This is a genomic window from Alkaliphilus transvaalensis ATCC 700919 (genome assembly GCF_000621485.1).
Lineage (GTDB): Bacteria > Bacillota > Clostridia > Peptostreptococcales > Natronincolaceae > Alkaliphilus > Alkaliphilus transvaalensis.
On record NZ_JHYF01000001.1, the window covers coordinates 243034 to 266183 of the forward strand.

At 30.6% G+C, this 23150-nt stretch carries 12 protein-coding genes and 1 pseudogene; 12 read left to right on the top strand and 1 reads right to left on the bottom strand.

All coding sequences use genetic code 11. The features are described 5' to 3' along the window. Positions 1–681: 681 nt before the first annotated feature. The gene (locus T335_RS22145; protein WP_156943602.1) at positions 682–858 is read right to left on the bottom strand and encodes a hypothetical protein; all 177 of its coding nucleotides are present in this window, start codon (positions 856–858) and stop codon (positions 682–684) included. Positions 859–1685: 827 nt separating this feature from the next. On the opposite strand from T335_RS22145, the pseudogene T335_RS22965 reads away from it, so the two are divergent. The 12 genes and pseudogenes from T335_RS22965 to T335_RS19575 form a co-directional block, all read left to right on the top strand. Then, positions 1686–2024 (top strand): annotated as a pseudogene (locus T335_RS22965) (acyl-CoA dehydrogenase family protein); the annotation flags it as partial. Between the two features lie 249 nt (positions 2025–2273). Beyond that, positions 2274–2507 (top strand): acyl carrier protein, encoded by a 234-nt coding sequence (locus tag T335_RS0101125; RefSeq protein WP_026475898.1) that lies wholly within the window; start codon positions 2274–2276, stop codon positions 2505–2507. 38 nt (positions 2508–2545) lie between these two features. Further along, the gene (locus T335_RS0101130) at positions 2546–3508 is read left to right on the top strand and encodes a hypothetical protein (RefSeq protein ID WP_026475899.1); all 963 of its coding nucleotides are present in this window, start codon (positions 2546–2548) and stop codon (positions 3506–3508) included. A 31-nt stretch (positions 3509–3539) separates the two neighbouring features. After that, positions 3540–4250, top strand: a complete 711-nt coding sequence (locus tag T335_RS0101135; RefSeq protein ID WP_026475900.1) for a class I SAM-dependent DNA methyltransferase — start codon at positions 3540–3542, stop codon at positions 4248–4250. Positions 4251–4285: 35 nt separating this feature from the next. Beyond that, a complete protein-coding gene (locus tag T335_RS0101140; protein WP_026475901.1) occupies positions 4286–7426 on the top strand; it encodes a non-ribosomal peptide synthetase in 3141 nt (1046 codons plus the stop codon). A gap of 35 nt (positions 7427–7461) precedes the next feature. After that, positions 7462–11316, top strand: a complete 3855-nt coding sequence (locus T335_RS21435; protein WP_026475902.1) for a condensation domain-containing protein — start codon at positions 7462–7464, stop codon at positions 11314–11316. Positions 11317–11342: 26 nt separating this feature from the next. Further along, positions 11343–17054, top strand: coding sequence for a non-ribosomal peptide synthetase (locus T335_RS0101150; RefSeq protein WP_026475903.1), 5712 nt, complete (start codon positions 11343–11345; stop codon positions 17052–17054). A gap of 2 nt (positions 17055–17056) precedes the next feature. Then, on the top strand, positions 17057–18034 hold the full coding sequence (locus tag T335_RS0101155; protein ID WP_026475904.1) for a cysteine peptidase family C39 domain-containing protein: 978 nt from the start codon (positions 17057–17059) through the stop codon (positions 18032–18034). A gap of 25 nt (positions 18035–18059) precedes the next feature. Continuing rightward, positions 18060–18314: an acyl carrier protein gene (locus T335_RS0101160; RefSeq protein WP_026475905.1), complete on the top strand. Its 255-nt coding sequence runs from the start codon at positions 18060–18062 to the stop codon at positions 18312–18314. A gap of 69 nt (positions 18315–18383) precedes the next feature. Beyond that, positions 18384–20117, top strand: a complete 1734-nt coding sequence (locus T335_RS0101165) for an ABC transporter ATP-binding protein (RefSeq protein ID WP_026475906.1) — start codon at positions 18384–18386, stop codon at positions 20115–20117. A gap of 44 nt (positions 20118–20161) precedes the next feature. Then, positions 20162–21898 (top strand): ABC transporter ATP-binding protein, encoded by a 1737-nt coding sequence (locus tag T335_RS0101170; protein ID WP_026475907.1) that lies wholly within the window; start codon positions 20162–20164, stop codon positions 21896–21898. Positions 21899–21993: 95 nt separating this feature from the next. After that, complete coding sequence (locus tag T335_RS19575) at positions 21994–23133, top strand: serine hydrolase domain-containing protein (RefSeq protein WP_051569067.1); 1140 nt, start codon at positions 21994–21996, stop codon at positions 23131–23133. Positions 23134–23150 lie beyond the last annotated feature (17 nt).

Below are 23150 nucleotides of genomic sequence, written 5' to 3' on the forward strand. Positions count from 1 at the left end.
AACTGGAGAGAGCCTACTTTGCATAGTGTAAACAATATTTAGTTTTATTGTTTACTCAAAATTTTCTACAGCTCTTTAAATAATAAGCTTTATCCCTTGCTTAAGCGTATACTCATAATGTATGAGGATGACCTTTTAAAAAATGGTTTTTGCAGGAATATTTAGAAATTATTACATGAGGTGTTGACATATCGAGTTCAATTTTATAATATTAAAATAGATTTAATTATAGTGTTAACCATAATTATAAATTATAATGGTTATAGTTTACACTAGATAATAGAAAGCATATTTCATATGGTCTTTTAAGACAGTATTATATTGTTATCCTATCTTAGATCATAAAGACAATTAACTTCTTAAGTTTTTAATAGTTATTTACTGGACATTTTTTTTAAAAAGTGATTTAGCTAAAATGCAAGATATATAAATGTTAAAAGGTATGTTAAGAGGTCTTCTTATTGCTAGTAGGTAATTTTTGATGCTCTAAAAGTAAAACTCTAGGAAAATTATCAGAATTAAAGTTGATAAAATGTTATATTAAAGAAACTTTTGGTGGACATGGGACAATAGTTTGGACATATAAAATGTGATATTTTTAAGCAGTAAGTTTTTCAAATTCATTTGGAGTTAGATATCCAATCCTATTTATGCATTCTCTTGTTCTATTTGAGCAATTTCCTATTTAAACTCAGCAATATTACGAGGGCTTAGGGAGCTTTCATCGCTTGAATCAGTAGGGGTTATATCCTTGACCCATATTTGTATTGTTGTTACGCCATATTTGCCTTCTAGACTCTTGAAGGTGTGATTAGTTGTATTGTAGAAGGTCAACAAGCATTCTTTTAAACTCATCATCATATCGTTTTCCATTTTGCTTCATACGGACGCTTCCTTTCAGATATAATTAGTAAAACTTACTTTTCGTGTCCATGCTTTTATACTAACACTAACTTTGTCCATTCCTTTGAAAATGAAGATGCAAGTGTAAACCTATAAATTAGTATTCTGGTATTTATCAAGAACTTGAGATATATTAAGTTTAAAGTAGATTCTTTGAATAAACTAACCAATGTCAAATGAAATGCTAGCGCTAATAAAATTATAAAGATAGGATTGGAGGGAGAAAGTTCTGTAACTAAAAATTATAGGCGGCTACAAAAAAATGATTTTTAGTAAAATGAGAGTAATTGGTATAGAAACAAAGAGAATTGGAGTTAGAGCTAATTAAATTCTAAATAACAAGTACACATGCTTAAGTAAAAATCATCTAACAATAGAGATTAGAGATGTTAACACTTATATTTATTGAAAATGTTACTGAAGATTGGGATTTATAAAGCTTTAGTTATGTAAGTACAGAAGCATACTACAGTGTAGATACCTTTTGCATCTTTGCTGAATTGATAGAAAGTAAACAGAGAATAGCAAAACCGGAAGTATCACTGTTGTTTATTTCTTAGTAAAATGGATGATGCTGGAAATATAGGCAAGAAACCTAGTAAAGGTTTCAATGAATATAAATAGTGGAATTTAAAACTAAGAATGATAGAAAGCATAAACAATAAAAGAATAAGGAGTGCTTGATATTATGAATAATTTATCTAAACAGCAACTAGAGAAATATAATGAATTTTCTAAATTTACTAAATATTGAGCCTTGCGCAAACTAGTGGGGGAAGGAAGAACGAATCTCTAGAGAAATAATAGAACTTTGTTCAAATGTTGGATATTTAGCTGGAACTCTTCCTCAAGAGTATGGGGGACTAGGATTGGATCACGTAACTTATAGACTGCTTAATAAAGCTATGGCTAAAAGTAGTACATCCTAAAGTGGATTATTTAATCTTTACACAATGATAGAACAATCAATTCTTAAATGGGGATCAGAAGAACAAAAACAACGTTGGTTAGCTTCGATGGGTAAAGGCGAAATATTGGGTGCTCTTGCATTAACAGAGCCTGATGCAGGGAGTGATGCATCTAGTAGTACAATTGATACAAATAGGAGGGTGATCAATTAATATTAAATGGCAAGTAAAAATGGATTGCATTTGACGTTGTTGCAGATATCATATTGGCGTTTGAAAAACTGTAATGAAATACATCAAATGTTGTTAGTAAAAAGTTTTGCTAGACAATTTAAGAAGAGCAAAAGCTAGTAGTGAAAAGAATGAATAGATTTTAAATAGAACTAGAATGAAGTAGTGTGGGAAAGAAATAGATTTATATCATAAAAGCAAAGAATAACCTAATGTAGAGGAGTGTTTTATATGGAATATAAAGAAAAAGTAAGAGGGTACCTAAGTAAATTTTTAAATGAAGAAGATTTATCGGATGACGAAGATATTTTTCAACTGGGGCAGATAAATTCATTGTTTGCATTTCAGCTAATCATGTTTATAGAGAAGGAGTTTTCTATAATGGTGGACAACTCGGATTTAGACATAGATAACTTTAAGAGTATTAATGGTATAACAGACTTTATTGAGTCAAAATTAGCGTAATAGTAGTTAAAATACTTGTGTTAATAAGGAGAAGGTTTATGATAGGATTTAAGGCAATAGAATTTTACATTCCCAACAAACTACTAGATGTAAATGAGCTTACTGAAATTAAAAAATTGACTTTACATGAACAGGAAATGTTTAAACTACTAGAAATAGAAACTATTCCCGTTGCAGAAGATATGACTAGTATAGATATGGCCTATGAAGCATCGGTTAAAGCTTTAGAAGCTGCAAAGGTAAATGCAGAAGAGATAGATTTAATCATTTCAATACCCAGTCGAGTACCAGAGTATATGATGAGTTCGGAAGCAACTAGACTTCAAAACTTGCTTAAGGCTAATAATGCCTTCAGTTTGTCTGTTACAGATTTAGGATGTGCTAATATTAATGGAGCTATACTGTTAGCTAAAAATTTTTTAATGTCGAATCAAAAAGCAAAAAATGTTTTGATATGTTATGGAAGTAAACCTTATGGAGAAAAACGATATAGAAATGGAGTTACTGTTATTGGAGATGCAGGAATGGGATTAATAATTTCTAAGCAAGTCGATGGAAATAAGATTATAGATCTAAATATAAAGACGGATGGGCAGTTTTGGGATTTGTATAAAGTAAAATTTAGGGATCGATTAGTGGAAGATTACGAAGAATTATGCGAAAACAATAGATTGAAATTTCAGTTATCCACCACCAGTAATAAAGTTTTTACTAATCTATTTAGCCAATTAATTAATGAAAATAACATCAGTAAAATAGATGGATATATCATTCAAAATTTATCAGTACCAGGTTTAAAGTTTAATGAAAAAACTTTTGATTTCTCCTTTGCTGATAGCTGCTATAGCAACTGTAGAAACTATGGTCACTTAGGATCGGTTGATATTCTATTAAATTATAAAATGAGCGTATTAAATAAAGAATTTAAGTCAGGTGATAAAATTTTAGTTTTGAATAATAGTCCAGTAGCATGTTGGACTTCAATGATCCTAGAAGTATAAGAAGCTTTTATGTAGAGGGGTGAAATAAAAGATGGCATATAAAGAATTATCCAATATCTATGATGGATATTGGTTGATATTTTCAAGACTCTATAAAAAATTTATCAAATCGGTACAGTTAAAGCACAACATAAAAATGGATACCATATTGGATATTGGATGTGGTACAGGTAGTTTAGCAAATATGTTAAGCAATGGAAAAAATATAATAACTGGACTAGATTTAAGCGAAGATATGCTGGAAAAAGCAAGACAAAAGTCGTTTCATGACAACAACCTTGAATTTATACAAGGGTCTTTTACAAACTTTAATTTAAACAAAAAGTATGATCTAGTTTTAAGTTGTCATGACAGCTTAAATCATATTTCAAAATTAGAAGAATTGGACTTAGTTTTTAAATGTGTGAAAGAACATTTAATTGATAAGGGTTTCTTTATATTTGATATAGTTAATGAAAAATTTTTCTTAAATATTATAAAAGAAAGAAATGAAATCAATGACTATAGCCAAGAAGAGTATATCAATGAGCTAACCTATGATGAAGGTAAAAAAGTATTTAAAAGTTCCTTTGTTTTTCAAGATTCAAAAGATGAACATGAAGAAATTCCAATAGAATACAACGAAATAATTAAACACATAGAAAAGTATAATTTTGAAATAGTCGATGTTTTTTCAGACTTTTATCTCAATGGAATTGTTGATAATGCAGAAAGACTCTTTTTTGTTCTACAAAATAAATAGTTGAGCTAACTATTGTAACGTAAAAGGGGGCAAATATGATTATAAATAAAAATAATGTAGAAGACATTTTATCATTGGGTCATATGCAATCAGGCATGTTATATCACTACCTGTTAGATAAAGATCCAAATGAGTATTTTCAGCAATTGGAATTAATTATTGGTGGTTTTTTAGATTATGATCTATTTGAGAAAACATGGGAAATATTAGTGGCAAATAATGAAATGTTAAGGGCAGTATATAGATGGCAACAAGTTGAAAAACCCATACAAGTGGTCTTAAAAGAAGTATCAATAAAAATTGAATATAAGGATTTTTCTAACGATACAGACACTAAAGAGAGTATCAAAGAGATTAAAGTAAAAGATAAACAAAATAAGTTTAATTTGGAAGTAGGTCCTCTTCTAAGGGTTTATGTTTGTAAAATAGAAGAAGAACGACATTCAGTAATAATAAGTAACCACCATATCATATACGATGGTTGGAGTACAGGGATTTTACTTAAAGAATGTTTTCAAATATACGATGAATTATTAAATGGTAGAAAATGGCCAATATATCATAAGGCAAAATTCAAAGAATATTTAAAATGGCTTAATAAAAGAGATATGACACAGTACAGTAACTTTTGGAGCAAATACTTAGATAACTTAAAATGCAGTCCTATCAATATAGCAACTAATAAAAGTAATGATGGAAAGCAGATAAAACAGGAGTCAAGGAGTATTCCCTCTCTACTGACCAAAGAATTTAATGAACTAAGTAAAAACAGGAAAACAACCATGGCTACAATTTTTAATTTAGCCTGGGGAATCTTATTGCAAAGGTACAGTGGGAGTAATGATGTTATATTTGGCACAACAGTTTCAGGAAGAGTGGCAGAAATAAAAAATATAGATCAAACAGTAGGTTTATTTATCAATACGATTCCCTTAAGACTAAAGTTTCCTGATGATGCCACTGTGGAAGAACTCCTAGAAAAATTAGATTCAAATATTATGGAGAGAAGTGCCTTTGAAAATACAGAATTAATTAATATCAAAGAATATTGCAAGCTAAAGGCAGATGATAGCTTATTTGATACAGTTATGGTGATAGAAAATTATCCCTTAGAAAAAATGCTATTTCAAAATAACAACTCACTACATATAGAAAACTACTCCATTTTAGAGTCAACAAACTATGATTTACTGATAAGTATAGAAATAATCGATACAATAATCATTACTTTAAACTATAACTCAAATAAATATCCAGAATTTTTAATGAAAAATATGCTAGCTCATTATATGAATATATTAAAGGCAATAAGTGTGAGTAATACAAGAATAAATGAAATTACAATTTTAGATCCTAGAGAAAAGGAACAAATAATAAGTGAGTTTAACCCAGTCAATTTAAATGATCACGACACCACAATAGATGCGCTATTTGAAGAACAAGTACAAAAAAATCCCGATGCAGTAGCAATAATCTATGAAGATAAAGAATTGACATATAAACAGTTAGATACTTTATCTAATAAATTAGCAAAAATACTGAGAGTAAAGATACAACAGGAAGACTTCGTAGGTATAATGTTAAATAGATCAATGGAAATGGTTATTTCAATGCTAGCAATACTGAAGGCGGGAAAGGCGTATATACCTATAGATTCCTCCTATCCCAAAGATAGAATTCAATATATATTAAGGGATAGCAATATAAAACTATTAATTACTGAAGATAAACTAGTAGAAGAACCCATCGAGGGTGTTACTTTAATATTAGTTAATGAAATAGAAACTAACTCTGAAGAATGTTGTTTTGTAGATAAAAATCATACATCCCAGTCACATGCCTATTGTATATATACTTCAGGCTCTACTGGGAACCCAAAGGGAGTTATAATCAAACATCAATCAATTGTAAATACCTTACTTTGGAGGTCAAAGTATTATCAATTCAGTAGTAAAGAGGGGGTTATGCAACTTCCATCCTTTTCCTTTGATAGTTCAGTGGAAGATATATTTACACCCCTAATCAGTGGGTCAAAATTAGTAATAATGAATGAAGAGAAGCGAAAAGATGTTGATTACATTAAACATCTCATAGAAAGCCAAAATATAACCCATTTCTTAATCATACCTAGCCTATATAATGTACTTTTGGATGAAGTGCCAGAAACCTTAAAAAGTCTCAAATTTATAACTATTGCAGGAGAATTATGCCCAGACCATATAATAGAAAAACATTTTAAACTTTTAGAAAATGTTGAACTACATAATGAATATGGACCTTCAGAAAACAGTGTATGTACAACAGTGAAAAAATTAGATAAAACCACCAAAGGTTCAAATATTGGAAGAGTAATAGACAACACCCAGTGTTTTGTAATGGCCAATAATAACCTTCAACCTATAGGAGTTGCAGGCGAATTGTGCATTAGCGGCGTTGGTTTATCACAAGGATATTTAAATAATATCGATCTTACAGATGAAAAATTTATCTTAAATTCTAATATAGACGGATCGATAAAGAGGATTTATAAAACAGGAGATTTGGTGAGATGGCTACCAGAAGGAGAATTGGAGTTTTTAGGGAGAATTGATAATCAAGTTAAAATAAGGGGGTTCAGAATTGAGAAGGAGGAAATAGAAAACCTACTATTAAAATATCCTGAGATAAAATCAGTGGTAGTTTCGGTTATTTCAAACCCCTACGGAAAAGAGCTAATTGCATATATTGTTTCAGATAAAATCATAGACATAGATGATCTGAAAATCTATTTGTCCAAGAAACTCCCCTACTATTCAGTGCCAGCCTATATATCACAAATTGCCCATATACCTAAAGGGCCAAATGGAAAAATTGACATGAAGGCAATAGAAAATATGGATTTAGTAAAAGGATTAGAAAGCAAAAGCTATAAAAAGCCCAAAAATGAAACGGAAGAAAGGTTAGAAAAAATCTGGTGCAAGTTGCTTAATGTACAAGCCGTCAGTGTTGATTCAAAATTCTTTGATATAGGTGGAAATTCGTTGAAAATAATGACTTTAGCCAGTTTAATAAACAAAGAGTTTAATTCATGTTTTAATGTTAGCGACTTATTTAAATATAGTACAATTGAAAGTATTGCAGAAAAAATCGAAGAGGATCATAGTGAAGAAGATGAAGTAGTCGTATATAAATATTAATTCATATTGCCCATAAGATGAAGGGAGAAAACTGTATGCTTAATAACGAAGAGACGAATCATAACATTTTTAATAAAATTGCAATAATCGGAATGTCTTGCAGATTTCCCCTTGCCAATAATACCGATGAATTTTGGAATGTATTAAAAAGCTCAAGGGACTGTGTGACTGAGTTTCCTCAAACAAGAGTAGAAGAATTGACAAAAATGTTGCCTAGTGTCTCCAGTGAACAATTTATAAGGGAAGGTTTTTTAGAAAATATAATTCTATTCGAACCTGAAATATTTTCAATTAGTCAAGAAGAAGCAAAATATATTGATCCCCAACAACGTCTATTGCTAGAACTTGTAGAAGGGGCTATTCTTGATGCAGGTTACAATCCCCTATCAATTTCAGGAGAAGAAACAGGTGTTTTTATCTCAAGAAATGAGAATGAGTATTCAAAGTTTTTTAATTATTTGAGTACCTTTAGCATGGTTAATAATGTAGAAGCGTCAAATGCAGGTCGTATTTCTTATACCTTCGATTTTAGAGGGCCTTCAATTTCCGTAGATGCAGCCTGCACATCCTCATTATTGGCTATACATTTAGCATGTCAAAGCTTAAAAACAGAAGAGGTAAATTATGCAATCGCTGGAGGGTGCAAATTAAGAATAATTCCACACGATAAAACTGAAATAACTAAAAGTCCTATAGCATCTCAACGTCAAAAAATTAGTGCCTTTGACAAAGAAGCCGATGGCATAATTGGTGGAGAAGGTGGAGGCATATTAGTATTAAAACGATTAGATAAGGCCTTAAGGGATCATGATAACATAATTGCTGTAATTGCTGGTAGTTGTGTAAGCACAAATGGTGATAAAAGCAATGGTATAAATGCCCCTAGCGAAGATATGCAGAAAAATATGTTGATTAAGGCAATAAAAAATGCACGAATAAATCCAGATAATATATCCTATATAGAAGCCCATGGGTCAGGTACACCATTGGGGGATGTTTTAGAATTTCAAGCGATAGATAAAGCCTTTAAAGAGGTAAGATCTAATAATAAAGGCATAGCTATTGGCTCTGTGAAAACTAATTTAGGACATTTAGACACAGCTGCTGGTATAGCAGGCATGATCAAAACAATATTGGCTTTAAAAAATAAGGAGATACCAGCTTCCATCAACTATAAAAGCCTGAATACAGAAATAGAAGTATCAAATTCGCCAGTATACGTAATTGATCAGCCAACTTTTTGGGAAAGTACCACCCCAAGAGTTGCAGGAGTTACCTCCTTAAGCTTTATCGGTATAAATGGGCATATAATAGTTGAAGAATTTCAATCTAACTACAATAGCAACCGATGTAGCAGTGGAACAGAATTAGTAGTTATTTCAGCTAGAACTGAAAAATCCCTTAAAAAAATGATTGAAAAGTTGAGTAATTCCAATTTTGATGATCCATGTCTTTTCAGTGATATTGCCTATACATTAAATAGTGGAAGAAGAGATTTACAACATAAATCTGTTATAATTGCCAACTCAATTGATGACTTTAAAAGAAAGTTAAAGGGTAACGATTACTATTTAATAGCTGGTGAAAAGCAAGAAAAGTATAAAAAAGTAATGGTTATACCCAATATTACCTGCTCAAATCTAAATGATCTAGCAGACTTTAAAGGGGAAAATGAGGTCTTTAGAAATATTTATGATGAACTAATGAAGGATCTAAATATTCAAAATGAATATAGTGATGTAGTAAAATATTTTTTAACTATGACTTCATATATAAAACTACTTCAATTATATTGTTCTTCAAAACTAATCTTCATGGGGATGGGGGCTGGAAATGCAGTAATTGATTACCTCAATAATAAAACATCCTATGCTCAATGTATTTCTGAAATAGAGACCCATTTAGCAGACAATAGTGAAATAGATCAAGAAAGGCTACAAAACATAATAAATGAAATTAATAAAAAGAAAGAAGCACTATTTTTACTGGTCAACTCTAATGACTATCTAAATGATGAATTTTTCAAACTAAAATATCAGAACCGACCAATAAATAGAATACACTTCAACACCAATATTTATTCATTCTATAAAGGAATGATATCTTTAATGGAAGATGGAGTAAAGATAAAGTGGGAAGATGTATACCAAGGAAGAAACCTAAAAAAGATAAGTTTGCCTTCCTATTATTTTGATAGAAAAGAATATTACCTTACATCAGAAGAGTATAGAAATGGAGTTATAGCAGTTGCACCCCTACAACAGTTGGATTTAAAAGATAATGATATCCAAAAAGAAATTATAGACATTATCAATAATGTGTATACAGGAGATTATTTTGATGTAGAAAGTAAGTTTTTTGATTTGGGAATTAGTTCAATTAGTATAATGTATATCCTTGGTAAAGTTAAAGAAAAACATGAAGTAGAATTGCCAATAGAAATATTTTTTGAGGATATAACAATTAATGAATTAACTTTGAAAATGGTTGATGCTATTCTAGCCAATAAAAAAAGTTGTCATATAGTAAATGTTGAAAATGCAAACTCATATATTGCAACAGATGCACAAAAGCGTATATATGCATCCTGTCAATATGATAAAAATTCAACCAACTATAATATGAGTTTTATTTTTGAAGTAGAGGGTTTGCTAAATTTAGACAAGCTTAATAAAACCCTTAATAAATTAATTGAAAGACATGAAGCATTACAAGTAAGATTTAAAATGGAAAATGGGGTTTTATATGGAATAATTAATAAATCGAACCCAATTGAGGTAGAAACCATAAAAACCACCAACCAAAACCTTGAAATCCTTTTAAAGGATACGATTAAACCCTTTGATCTAAATAATGACATATTATTAAGGGTGATCAATATTCAAACTAAGGATAAGAACCTATTGGTATTTGATATACACCATATCATTTCAGATGGATTATCCATGGAGGTGTTAATCAAGGACTTTATTAAACTATACGAGAATAAAGAACCTTCAAAACTAAAATACCAATATAGTCATTATGCCAATTGGCAAAGAAACTTCTATCAGTCAGAAGACTTTAAAAAGCAAGAGGACTTTTGGGTAAAAGAATTTAAGGATCATTTTGTTCCCTTAAAATTACCCTTAGATTTTGATCATATCAATACAATAAGCCACAAGGCTTCAACTCTTAAATTTCAGTTAGAAAAAAATGGCGGTTGGGAAATTTATCAAATTTGTGAAAAATACAAAATTACCCCATATATCTTACTTTTAGGAGTCTATAATCTTCTGTTATCAAAAATATCCCTTAAAGAAGATATTACTGTTGGTATATTTGTAAATGACAGATTTAAATGGGGTTATGAGGATATAGTAGGCTTATTTGTAAACACACTACCTTTGAGAAGTGCTCCTGAATTAAATAAAAACTTTAGCCAGTATATTGAAGAACTTAAACAGACATTTATAAAAGTGTTAGCCAACCAAGACTATTCCATTGAAAATTTAATAGAGAAATTAAAGTTACCGAAGGGCAATGATATTAATCCTCTATTTTCTACAGCTTTTAATTATCAGAACTCTGTATTTAATTTAAGTAATAAAAATATAGTCATAGATGATACAATCTTCAAACCCTGTACCTATGCAGAAAGCTATGCTAAATTTCATTTACTTTTTGAAGTAATAGAAATAAACAAAGACTTTAGCTTTAAAATTACATACTTTAGTGATTTGTTCAAGCAAGAAACAATAAATCTATTTAAAGATTTATATATGAAAATATTATCGATAATACTAGAAAATTTTAATATCCAAATTGTTGATATCGACCTATACCAAGATAAGATAAATAAAGGCGTAATGGAGCTTTTTAATGATTCAGACGATTTTAATTTCAGTTAAAGCAATAGTTAGAAAGGAAGAAGATAATGGATAAATTAAATTATGTAATTCTTTCCTCAAAAAAATTTATTTTGCAAAAAGAATATTGGATGAATAAATTATCTCATATAGAAGATGTTGATAGCTTATTGGAATATGACTATTCTGAATGTAATGATAACAAAGAAATACAAGGGATTGATTTTGTTTTAGAAAAGGACTTAACATCAAGGATCGAGGACATAAGTAAAAATTCTCACTTAAATATTTTAGCAATCTTGGCATCGCTATTGGCGTGTACGATATACAAATATAAGGGAACTCCCGATATTTGTATTCCCATGCCTGTTTATAGAGAGTCAGAAAACGATAGTGCTAGCCAAGAATATAACAAAGAAATTTTATTAAATTACCAACTATCAGATTCTATGACTTTTAAAGATCTTCTAATTCATGGAAAGAACTTAATAATGGAGGCCTATAAGCATCAAGATTACCCGTTGGAGAAGATACTAGATGAATTAGAAGAAGAGAAGCAAAAATGCTATAGAACATTTTTAGAAGGGATATTTATTTATAAAAACCTACATCAGTCTAAAGATTTAGATATAACCAATAAAAATCTAGCGATCTCCTGTTGTAAAGAAGATGGTGTTGTTAAGTTAGAGATATTATATAATAAAAATCTTTTTGATATAAACAGAATAAAACAATTAGCCAAACATTATAAAAAACTGATTACAGAACTTTTAAGTAACCCCAATGAATCTATTGGCGGAATAGAAATTTTAGAGGATGATGATAAACAGCAGTTGTTAAGGACCTTTAATAACACCCACTTTGATTATGGTAAAGATGAGGCCATCAGTAAAATATTTGAAAAAAAAGCAGAAGCCACACCTAATAAAATAGCTATTATTCAAGAGTCAGAGAAAATTACATACAAAGAATTAAATTATAAAGCAAACCAGCTGGCTAGATTTATATTAAAAAATGAGAAAAGAGAAAATGCTACCATAGCTATTATGACAGAACCTTCAATTGCCACCATTATAGCCTTATTGGGGGTGTTAAAGGCAGGCTGTAGATGTCTAACAATAGATTATGCATTTCCTAGTGAACGAATTAAATATTTGATGGCTGATAGCGAGGTTAATTTAGTATTGACCCAAGGTCATATTAAAGGAAGAATTTATAACAACTTAAATGGCTCAGAACAAGAGTGGGAGCACCTTAGGTTTATAGATATTTATGATGAAAAAATTTATGAAGAGGACTACCATAATTTAGAAGGACATATAAGGGAAGATTCAGTAGCCTATGTTATCTATACATCAGGCTCCACAGGTAAGCCGAAGGGTGCCATGCTAACCCATAAAGGTATAGTTAATGTATTGAATAATTTAGAAAGACTATATCCAATGTTAGAGGAAGATGTATATTTATTTAAAACCACCTATACCTTTGATGTATCCCTAACAGAATTGTTTGGATGGTTTATAGGGAAGGGAACTTTAGCAATACTTAATGACGGTGATAACAAAGATCCTAAAAAAATTTTAGATGCTATATTTAAGTATAAGGTAACCCATTTAGCTTTTGTACCAACCATGTTTGAAGCCTTTGTAACTGAACTAGTTGAAAATAATCTAAAATCATTAAAACAACTGAAATATCTTTTTATTGGAGGAGAAGTGCTATCAACAGAGTTAGTGAAAAAATTCTACAGCCTCATAGAAGGTGTCGAAGTTATGAACTATTATGGCCCCACCGAAACAACCATATATGCCACTAGCTTTCCGGTAGCACCAAAGGAAAACAGTTTTAGACTACCTGTAGGAAAACCAATGGATAATATGCAAGTATATATTCTAAATCATAAAGGAGAGCTACAACCAGTAGGTATTTCAGGTGAAGTCTATATAGGTGGTAAAGGGGTATCTTGTGGCTATGTAAACAATCAATTGTTAACACAGGAGAGATATATTGATAATCCCTTTATTAAAGGCGAAAAAATGTATAAAACTGGTGACATAGCTAGATGGCGTTGGGATGGAAATATCGACTATATAGGTAGAGTAGATCACCAAATAAAATTAAGGGGACTTAGAATAGAGCTAGGAGAAATCGAAAATGTAATAAAAAATTTCCATGGGATCACACAATCAAAAGTATTAGTGAAGGAAGATGAAAATAAAGGTCAATACTTATGTGGTTATGTAGTTGCAGATAACGAAGTAGATATAAAAGATTTAAAGGAATTTTTGTATAACAAATTACCTTTATATATGGTTCCAGCTTATATTATTCAACTGGATGAGTTTAGATATACCACCAGTGGCAAAATAAGTATTTTGAATTTACCAGATCCCATCGCAAAAGCTATTGCTACAAATGATTATATAGCCCCAAGAAATGAAGAAGAAGAAGTAGTATTGAAGATTTGGCAAGAAGTATTGGGGGATGCAAATATTGGTGTAGAAGATAACTTCTTTGATTTGGGTGGCAACTCCGTAAATGCTATAGAGATACTATCGAAGATTTTCACAAAGTTTAACACTGAAATTACAATAGGAAAATTCTTTGAATTAAAAAATATCAGTGGAGTTTGTCAATATATCAATAATAAGGAGAAGTCTTTATATGCCTCCATGAAGGCAATAGAAGAGCAACCATATTATCCTGCATCATCAAGCCAAAAGAGACTGTATGCTTTAAATGCCATTAACAAAGAAAATATAAACTATAATATGCCAGAAATACTAGTGATTAATGGGGAAATTGATAGAAGAGAGATTGAAAAAATATTTAATCTGATCGTTAATAGACACGAGGCCTTCAGAACACGATTTGAATTTAGAGAACATAACCTAGTTCAATTGATAGAGAAAAACATAGATTTTACAGTAGACTTTATGGATTTTGATGAGGCATATATGGAGAAAATTATAAGTAGCTTTATTAGACCCTTTGACCTAAGCAAAGAACCCCTTCTAAGGGCTTTATTAGTTAGAGTAGATCCATTAAAGCATTATTTACTGATTGATATGCATCACATCATATCAGACGGAACATCAATGGGTATTATTATTGACGAATTTATTAAAGTTTATAAAAATCAAGAGCTAAAGGATTTAAGCATACAATATAAAGAGTTTTCCAACTGGCAGATGGAATTTATGAAGAGTGAAAACTTTATAAAGCAAGAGAAGTTTTGGCTAGAAATGTTTTCAGGAGAAATTCCTGTTTTAGAACTACCAACGGATTTCCCAAGGGGCAAGGAAAGGTTATACGAAGGTGCAACCCTAACCTTTGAATTAAATCCAGAACTGTCTTCTAAAATTAAAGCATTTGCTGCAAAAAATTCAGTAACACCCTTTATATTTCTATTAACAACATATTATCTGTTATTGAATAAATATTCTCAACAAGAGGATATTATCGTGGCGTATCCAATAGTAGGTAGACCTCTACCAGAACTAAATGATGTTGTGGGAATGTTTGTAAATACCATAGCCATGAGAAATTATATTGATAATGAAAAAAGCTTTATAAGCTTTTTAGATGAAACTAAAAATAAAGCCCTACAGATCTATGAAAACCAAGACTACCCCTTTGACACCTTAGTTGACAAATTGAATGTTAAACGAAATTCAAATAGAAATGTATTGTTTGACACCATGTTCTCTCTACGGGACACATACTTTAGTCAAATAGACTTGGGTGACTGCACCCTTAGTAAGTATGTATTTGAAACAAAACAGACAAAATTTGATCTATATTATAATGTTGAAGATTATCCAGATAAGATTCTTTTAGAAGCCACTTATAGATCTGATTTGTTTAAAGAAGAAACAATGAAGAGATTTAATAAACATTTCGAAAATTTAATAAAGGCAGTTGTTGAAGACCCCTATGCCAAAATTTCTGATATCGAATTGATTTCTCATGATGAAAGACAAGAGGTACTACATGGCTTAAATGTAACCCATCATAATACTTTTGAAGTTGATAATGTAGTAGAGCAATTTGAAAATCAAGTTAAAAAGAATCCAGAGGCTATTGCGCTCGAATTTGGAGATGAAAAATTAACCTATGGACAGCTAAACGAAAAAGCAAACCAAATTGCTAGAAAAATTGTAGAGAAAAACACTTCTAAGGGGAGGGTTATAGCAATCATATGCAAGAGATCTTTTGAAATGATTATAGCTATAATGGCTTCTTTAAAGGCAGGTTGTGCTTACTTACCAATAGATGTAGATTATCCAGTAGATAGAGTTAAATATTTAGTTGAGGATAGCAATAGCAAACTAATTCTATCTAATCTAGATTTAAGGGACAAGGAAATAGATCCAACAATTGAAGTATTAAGGTTAGATGATGAAGCAACCTACAAAGGTAGTACATCAAACTTAGGTTTAAAGATTAATGGAGATGATTTGGCGTATATCATTTATACATCTGGGACAACTGGTAAACCCAATGGCGTTCTAATATCCCACTATAACCTGATCGCCAGAACTATAAATGCAAATTATTGTAATATTAATGAAGATGATAGGGTACTACAACTATCCAACTATACCTTTGATGGGTCGGTATTTGATATATATCTTTCTTTATTGAATGGAGTAAGACTAATTATCATTCCTCAAAGTACATTGTTGGATATGGAGAAATTGGCAGAAGTGATAGAAAATAGTAATGTTAGTGTTGTTCTATTCCCTACGGCACTATTTAATATTGTTGTAGATACAAATGTCCAATGTTTAAAAAACATTAGAAAGATTGTCATAGGGGGAGAAAGGCTAAAAATTCAATATGTTAAAAAGGCTTTTGAGGTTACAGGCCCTGGGAGCATTGTTAATATATATGGCCCCACAGAATGTACCATTTGTGCAACCTATTATACAGTAAACTCTTTAGAAGAGGTTGTTAATGATATACCTATTGGAAAACCCCTATCAAATACAAAAGTGTATATATGTGATAAATATAATAAAGTACAGCCCATAGGATTACCGGGAGAGATTTGTATACTCGGCGATGGTGTAGGAAAAGGATACTTAAATGCTCCCCAGCTTAACAGTAGAAAATTTGTAGCTAATCCATTTGAAGAAACTGGCCTAATGTACAAAACTGGTGACATTGGGAAGATGTTGCCCGATGGCAATATTGTATTTATTGATAGAATGGATGACCAAGTAAAATTAAGGGGCTTTAGAATAGAACTAGGTGAAATTGAATCAACCATATTAAGTAATAAATCTATTAAGGAATGTATTGTATTGCTTAATAAAGATATGAAGGAGAATCAATACTTATGCGCATACTTAGTACGGGAGGAAGCTATAGATACTAATGAATTAAGGGACTATTTAAAGGATATGCTACCTAAATTTATGATACCTTCTGACTTTATCTTTTTAGAAAAAATGCCTATAACGCCAAACGGAAAAGTGGATAAAAGAGTATTAAGAAGTATGAATAATGTAAATGACAATCAAACCGAAGAGGAAATGGACTATAAAGATTTAGACTTTATAGAAAGACAGATCATTGACATTTGGAGAGATGTGTTAGGTACAAGTGTAGTAAGGGTTGAAGATAACTTCTTTGAATGTGGTGGGAATTCACTATTGGCAGTAAAAGTTGAAGTTGAAATGAAAAAGGTAGGGTTAAATGTTAAGGTGGAAGATATTTATAACTATCAAACTATCAATGAGTTATCGCAATATATTAAAGGTTTGGAGGGGTAATAATGAGTAAGCATATTTTGATCGAGAATATAGAACCCTTTAACGATTTGTTTTTTAAAAATTGCTTCTATAATAGTTTCTTTCCTGTTATAAAGTATTTAAATAAAAATATAGAGCCCTTCATGATAAATGAAGTGCCTGTATATCAGTTAGAAAATGGTTTTCTAACAACGAAATACATTGAAGGTGAGGATGTAATAACTTTATTAGAAAAGGAAGGTATCCAGTATCAAATAACCATCACTTCCCCCAATGTAATAAATGAAATAATTGAATCTCTTAGTAACAATATGCCTGTTATATTACAGATAGATTGCTATTATCAATCTATTAAGGAAGAATTATTTCTAAAATCCCATTGGCCCCATAGTATCCTGATCTATGGAGTAAATGAAGAAAAAAAAGTTGTCTATGCAATCGAGCAAGAATACCATGAAAGTCTTTCTTATCAAAAAACTGAAATAGGTTATTTCGATATCATTAATTCTTATAGAGGTTACTTAGAAAACTTTCAAAAGGGTCAAGAAATTATTACAATGTATAAATTTAATACGAATATGGATCAAATAGCTGAGGAATTAGATAGCAGACGTAAGGAGTTTTTAGAGGCACTGTTAAAAAATAGGAAGCAAAATAAAGAAAATATCCTAGTTGGATTAGAATCAATAAATAAATACATAAGTAATTTAAATATTTCAACTTTAACTAATGAATCAACTGGAATCATTAATGGGCTGAACAATATTATCCATACTAAAAAAACAGAAAAATATGTTTTAGAGGGTATTTTAGCAGAAGATTTAGCGATACAGTCCAAACTAGATTCAATCATAAAAGATTGGAACTCATTGAGAAATACCGTATTAAGAGCATCGTTAACTCAGGGATTCAATCAGCCTATCATAGAAAAAATTTCAAACTATTTAGATGGTATTTATAGTATGGAGAAGGAATTAAATGAATTAATTTTTAGATTATAAACTTTAAAAAAGGAGATGGGTTACGATGAATAAAAAGTATGATATTAATACAGTACAAGAAGGAGTTATAAAGATTTTAAAGAGGGATAAAAAAGTTCAAGATAAAGAAATAACCTTAGATACTGACCTTGTATCCTTAGGGTTAAATTCTATTCAATTTGTAAAGTTAGTAATTGCCCTAGAACAGGATTTTGACTGTGAATTTGACGATGAAAAATTAAATTTATCAGATTTTAAAACAGTTAGAGAGATAGTAGAGTATGTAATGAATGTAGAGTAGATTAGTTTTTGAAAAGCTCTCATTATTCAGTAAGGGTGACAAAGGATAATAAGGAAGGTGAGGTTATATATGCAAAAAGATTTTAGTAGGATTCATTCATTTAAGTGGCTATATTTTTATATAAAACCCCATAGATTTTGGTTAAGGGTGAATATAATCAATGCACTGATTAATGTATTTGTGAGCCTTTCAATAGTATACTTGCTTTCGCAAGCCACTGATAATGGATTGGCTAATAAGTATGATCTATTTATTAAAAATGTTTATAGTTTGTTGGCATTAACAGGGGTAGGTGCATTGTTGACCTATATTATAAAATACAGCACCTTTAAAACTTCCACTTTAGCCATTAGAGATATAAGAAATAGGGTGGTTAATAATCTGCAAAATACCAGTATTAGTTTTATGGAATCCATTAATACAGGTGATGTTGTAACTACTTTAAATGACGATATTAATATAGTAGATAGAATGTTAAATAGATCTGCTGATTTTATAACACAGCCAATCATATTGCTAAGTGCCATAGTATATCTATATACTATAAATTGGAAACTATTGGTAGCGATAGCCCTTTCTATGCCGATTGCAATGTTGATCAATCAAAAAGTAGGGAAGGGTCTAGCTGGCATTACAAAGTCCCAACAAGACCATACTGCTGAAGCAAACTCGTGTTTTTATGATGCTATCAACATTGGTGGGGTGTATACTAGTAAAACCTATAACCTAGAGGGTTGGTTGGCAAAAAGACATAAAAGTGCCTTATTAAAGGCATTAAAAGAAAAATTAAAACTGAACAAATTTTATAATATTTATCTACTTTACATAGAATTAGGCCAAGTGGTGGTACCAATTTTTATTTGCTCCTTGTATGGGGGATATTTAGCTGTTAATGGTGAAATTACTGTTGGTCAATTGATCGCATGTCAAACATTAGTTGTTTATCTATATAATCCTTCTAGACAATTATTAATGCTCAATAATGGTTTAAGAAGTACAACGGGTGCTATAGCACGTATAGGCAGATTATTGGATGCACCAAAGGACGTGTTTGGTACAAATGATCTTCCTAAGAATAATGTTTCCATTGAGTTTAATAAGGTATCCTTTAGTTATGATAACCAAAAAAATATATTAAATGACATTACCTTTAAAATAGAAGAAGGTAACAATATAGCCTTGGTCGGTGAAAGTGGCAGTGGAAAAAGTACAGTATTTAAGCTTTTATGTGGCTTTTACAAAAATCAACTGGGGGAAATAAAGCTCTATGGTGAAGATATAAAGAAATTAGATATTATTAAAGTTAGAGAAAATATATCAATTGTTTCACAAGATGTATATGTTTTCCCAACTAGTATATATGAAAATATCAAGAATGGCTCAAAACATGCTACTCAAGAAGAGGTAATAGCAGCAGCAAAATTAGCAAATATACATGACTATATAATCACTTTACCCAATGGGTACGATACAATGATTGGTGAAAATGGAGTGAACTTGTCAGGTGGACAAAAACAAAGATTGTCTATTGCTAGAGCAATATTAAAGGATGCCCCCATTTTATTATTGGATGAGGCAACATCAGCCCTTGATGCGGATAGCCAACAGAAGATCAACTATAATATCAAAGAAATTTTTAAAGGCAAAACAACAATTACCATTGCCCATAGATTGTCTTCTATTATAGATGCTGATGAGATTTTAGTGTTAGATAATGGAGGGATCGTTGAACGGGGAACGCATCAATCGTTATTAGAAAAAGGACATTACTTCAGTGAACTCTATCATAAGCAAATTAAGTAGCTATTATTGCGAAGGAAAACTATTACGAAGGGTGGTTATTATTAATGCTACTAATATTTAAAGAAGTCATAAAAGCTCTTTCTCTTATGAAAAAGAAAGTGTGGCTTTATTTAAGTGTATTAATACTTGATTCTATAACGGATTCATTTTGCTACAATATTGCAATTGCTTTTATCATGAAGGATATGTTGAATGCAATTATAGCTAATGATAGAGATTTGTTTCTCAGAGCTATGTATTTAGGGGCAGGGTCTTTGGCAGTGGGTGTTATACTGGTTCCAATCTTTAAGTATATATGGAATAAGATTACAGCAGAAACTATAGTTGAAATAAAAGAAAATATATTCGACAATTTAAGTAAATTGCCCATATCCTACTTTGAGAAGCATCATAGTGGAGAAATAATTACACTAGTAACCCATAACGTTGCCAAGATTGAAAATCTATACAATAATAATTTACTGATGCTGATCTTTGCAATAACTCATGGGTCTTTAGCAATTGGTTCTATGCTTTTGCTTGACTGGAAGATCGCCATGATTATATTACCATTGGGTGGAGTATCCATATTGATAAATAAAAGGTTTATAAAGCCCATTAGAAATTTAAGTGAAAAAATTCTAGCTAAATTTAATCTTAAAAATCAACAACTAACCAATATTTTAGCATCAATAAAGATCTCTAAAATGTTTGATTTAGATAAAGAATTATACGATGTTTATGCAAATAAAAATGCTGATCTATCAGAATTAACAGTAAAAAGAGCTAAGATTATGGGGTTTATGGATGCAATAAATTATGTCTATGAAAAGTTTAGATATGTGCTCATAATTCTTATAGGGATCATATTAGTTATGAGGGGTATTACAAATATCGGTGTAATTATTGCTATGGTAAGTTTACAAACCTATGCCAGCTATATGTTTGTGAATATAGGTAATTTTATTACTGATACTCAAGACTCCTTAGTTGGTGTAAATAAAATTCTTGAGTTATTAAATGAACCAAAGGAAGAATTAAATGTTGAAGATTGGCCGATTGAAATAATTGATGACAGAGTTGCATTAAAAATAGAAAATTTAAGTTTTCAATACGAAGAAAATAAGAAAGTGTTGGTGGATTTAAACCTAACGGTGAAAAAGGGTGAGAAGATAGCCCTAATTGGAGCAAGTGGCAGCGGTAAGAGTACAATTTCAAAACTAATATTAAATCTATACAATATAAAAGATGGAAATATATTTATCCATGGAAATAACATTAAAGATCTTAATCTAAGAAGATTAAGAGAGATGGTTTCCTATGTATCACAAGATGCATATTTATTCAATGGTACGATAGAAGAAAATATTAGATGTGGTAATTTAAATTCTACAAGGGAAGAAATTATTGAAGCCGCGAAGGCTGCAAAGGCCTATGACTTTATTATGGAACAACTTAATCAATTTGAAACAATCGTTGGGGAAAAGGCTATTAACTTATCTGGAGGGCAAAAGCAACGATTGGCTATAGCAAGAGCATTATTGAAAAACGCACCAATACTTATTTTGGATGAAGCCACATCTTCATTAGATTCTAAAACAGAAGATGAGGTAAAAGAAGCATTAAATAAGTTGATGGAAAATAAAACTGTAATCATTATTACCCATAGACTGTTATTAATAGAAAATATGGATACAATTTATGTTCTGGATAATGGACGGATAGTTGAGAAAGGAAACCATAAGCAACTTATTTCAAATAATGGAGTATATAAAAATATGAGTGCACTACAAGCTGGATAACTGGCTTATGGGAAATTATTACTTAGTTTTATACACCACTTTGATAAGTTATTATATTGAAGTGGTGTAAAATCTATAGAAGGGTGTTTGAAAAAATGCTAACAAACTTTAAAAGAGATGCTAATGAAGAATTTTATAAGTATATTAATGATTTAGTTCCTAGTTTAATGAAAAAATACTCTGTACCAGGGTTGGCCATCGCCTTTATAGATCATAAAGAAGTGTTTTTCAAAAAAGTATACGGATTTTCAGATAAAGCCAATAAAAAACAAATAGATTATAATACTATTTTTCAAGTAGCATCTATATCAAAAACCTTCACAGCATGGGGAATTATGAAATTGGTACAAGAAGGTAAAATATCCCTAGATGATCCAGTAGGTAAACATTTATTATCCTGGAAATTGCCTCAATCAAAATATAATGAAGCTGTTACCATTAGAAGGATACTTAATCATACAGCAGGCCTTTCTACCCATGGGTATAAGGGGTACCAACCAAATAAAAGAAATATATCATTAAAAGATTCTTTAGATGGTACCTTTAATAAAAAAAGTAGCGTGAGGATCATAGCCGAACCTGGAAAATCTGTTAAGTATTCTGGGGGTGGATATACCGTTTTACAATTACTTATGGAAGATTTACTTAAGATGGATTTTTCTGAATATATGAAGAAGGAAATATTGATGCCAATAGGAATGAAGGATAGTTCTTTTGAGTACAAAGAGTGTGTTAATAAAGATTTATCCAAAGGTTATGGGTACTTTGGAAATGCTCTGCCAAATTACATTTATACTGAAAAAGCAGCTGCTGGACTTTATACCACTATTGATGATATGGTGGAATTTATGTTGGAGACATTAAACACAAATGATAATGGAAGTAATGGGGTTTTAAATAATGAAAGTATTTCTTCAATGTGGACTAGGGTCAATCGGGAAGTGCCCTATGGCTTAGGTTACCATTTAATAAAAATGCCAAAGGAAAGAATTGTACTAAATTATGGCGTAAATAGAGGTTGGCGTTCAAGATTTATCATTTTACCCAATACTAATAATGCAATGGTTGTATTGACCAACAGCAATACAGGTAATAACCTCATTAAGGAAATTGCATTAAAATGGCTACAATGGAAGATCGGGGATGTCTCAGAATTTTATAAAAGGGAGCTAAACTTAACGCCATTAAATAAGTTTACGGATTTACTTAATACATGTATAGAATATTTATCCTAAGTAATTAAATTAAATCC

Bases quoted from the DNA above. Each gene is read 5' to 3' on its own strand.
- T335_RS0101155 (WP_026475904.1), top strand. From the start codon at position 17,057: ATGAGTAAGCATATTTTGATCGAGAATATAGAACCCTTTAACGATTTG.
- T335_RS21435 (WP_026475902.1), top strand. From the start codon at position 7,462: ATGCTTAATAACGAAGAGACGAATCATAACATTTTTAATAAAATTGCA.
- T335_RS0101140 (WP_026475901.1), top strand. From the start codon at position 4,286: ATGATTATAAATAAAAATAATGTAGAAGACATTTTATCATTGGGTCAT.
- T335_RS0101135 (WP_026475900.1), top strand. From the start codon at position 3,540: ATGGCATATAAAGAATTATCCAATATCTATGATGGATATTGGTTGATA.
- T335_RS19575 (WP_051569067.1), top strand. From the start codon at position 21,994: ATGCTAACAAACTTTAAAAGAGATGCTAATGAAGAATTTTATAAGTAT.
- T335_RS0101170 (WP_026475907.1), top strand. From the start codon at position 20,162: ATGCTACTAATATTTAAAGAAGTCATAAAAGCTCTTTCTCTTATGAAA.
- T335_RS0101150 (WP_026475903.1), top strand. From the start codon at position 11,343: ATGGATAAATTAAATTATGTAATTCTTTCCTCAAAAAAATTTATTTTG.
- T335_RS22145 (WP_156943602.1), bottom strand. From the start codon at position 858: ATGATGAGTTTAAAAGAATGCTTGTTGACCTTCTACAATACAACTAAT.
- T335_RS0101130 (WP_026475899.1), top strand. From the start codon at position 2,546: ATGATAGGATTTAAGGCAATAGAATTTTACATTCCCAACAAACTACTA.
- T335_RS0101165 (WP_026475906.1), top strand. From the start codon at position 18,384: ATGCAAAAAGATTTTAGTAGGATTCATTCATTTAAGTGGCTATATTTT.
- T335_RS0101160 (WP_026475905.1), top strand. From the start codon at position 18,060: ATGAATAAAAAGTATGATATTAATACAGTACAAGAAGGAGTTATAAAG.
- T335_RS0101125 (WP_026475898.1), top strand. From the start codon at position 2,274: ATGGAATATAAAGAAAAAGTAAGAGGGTACCTAAGTAAATTTTTAAAT.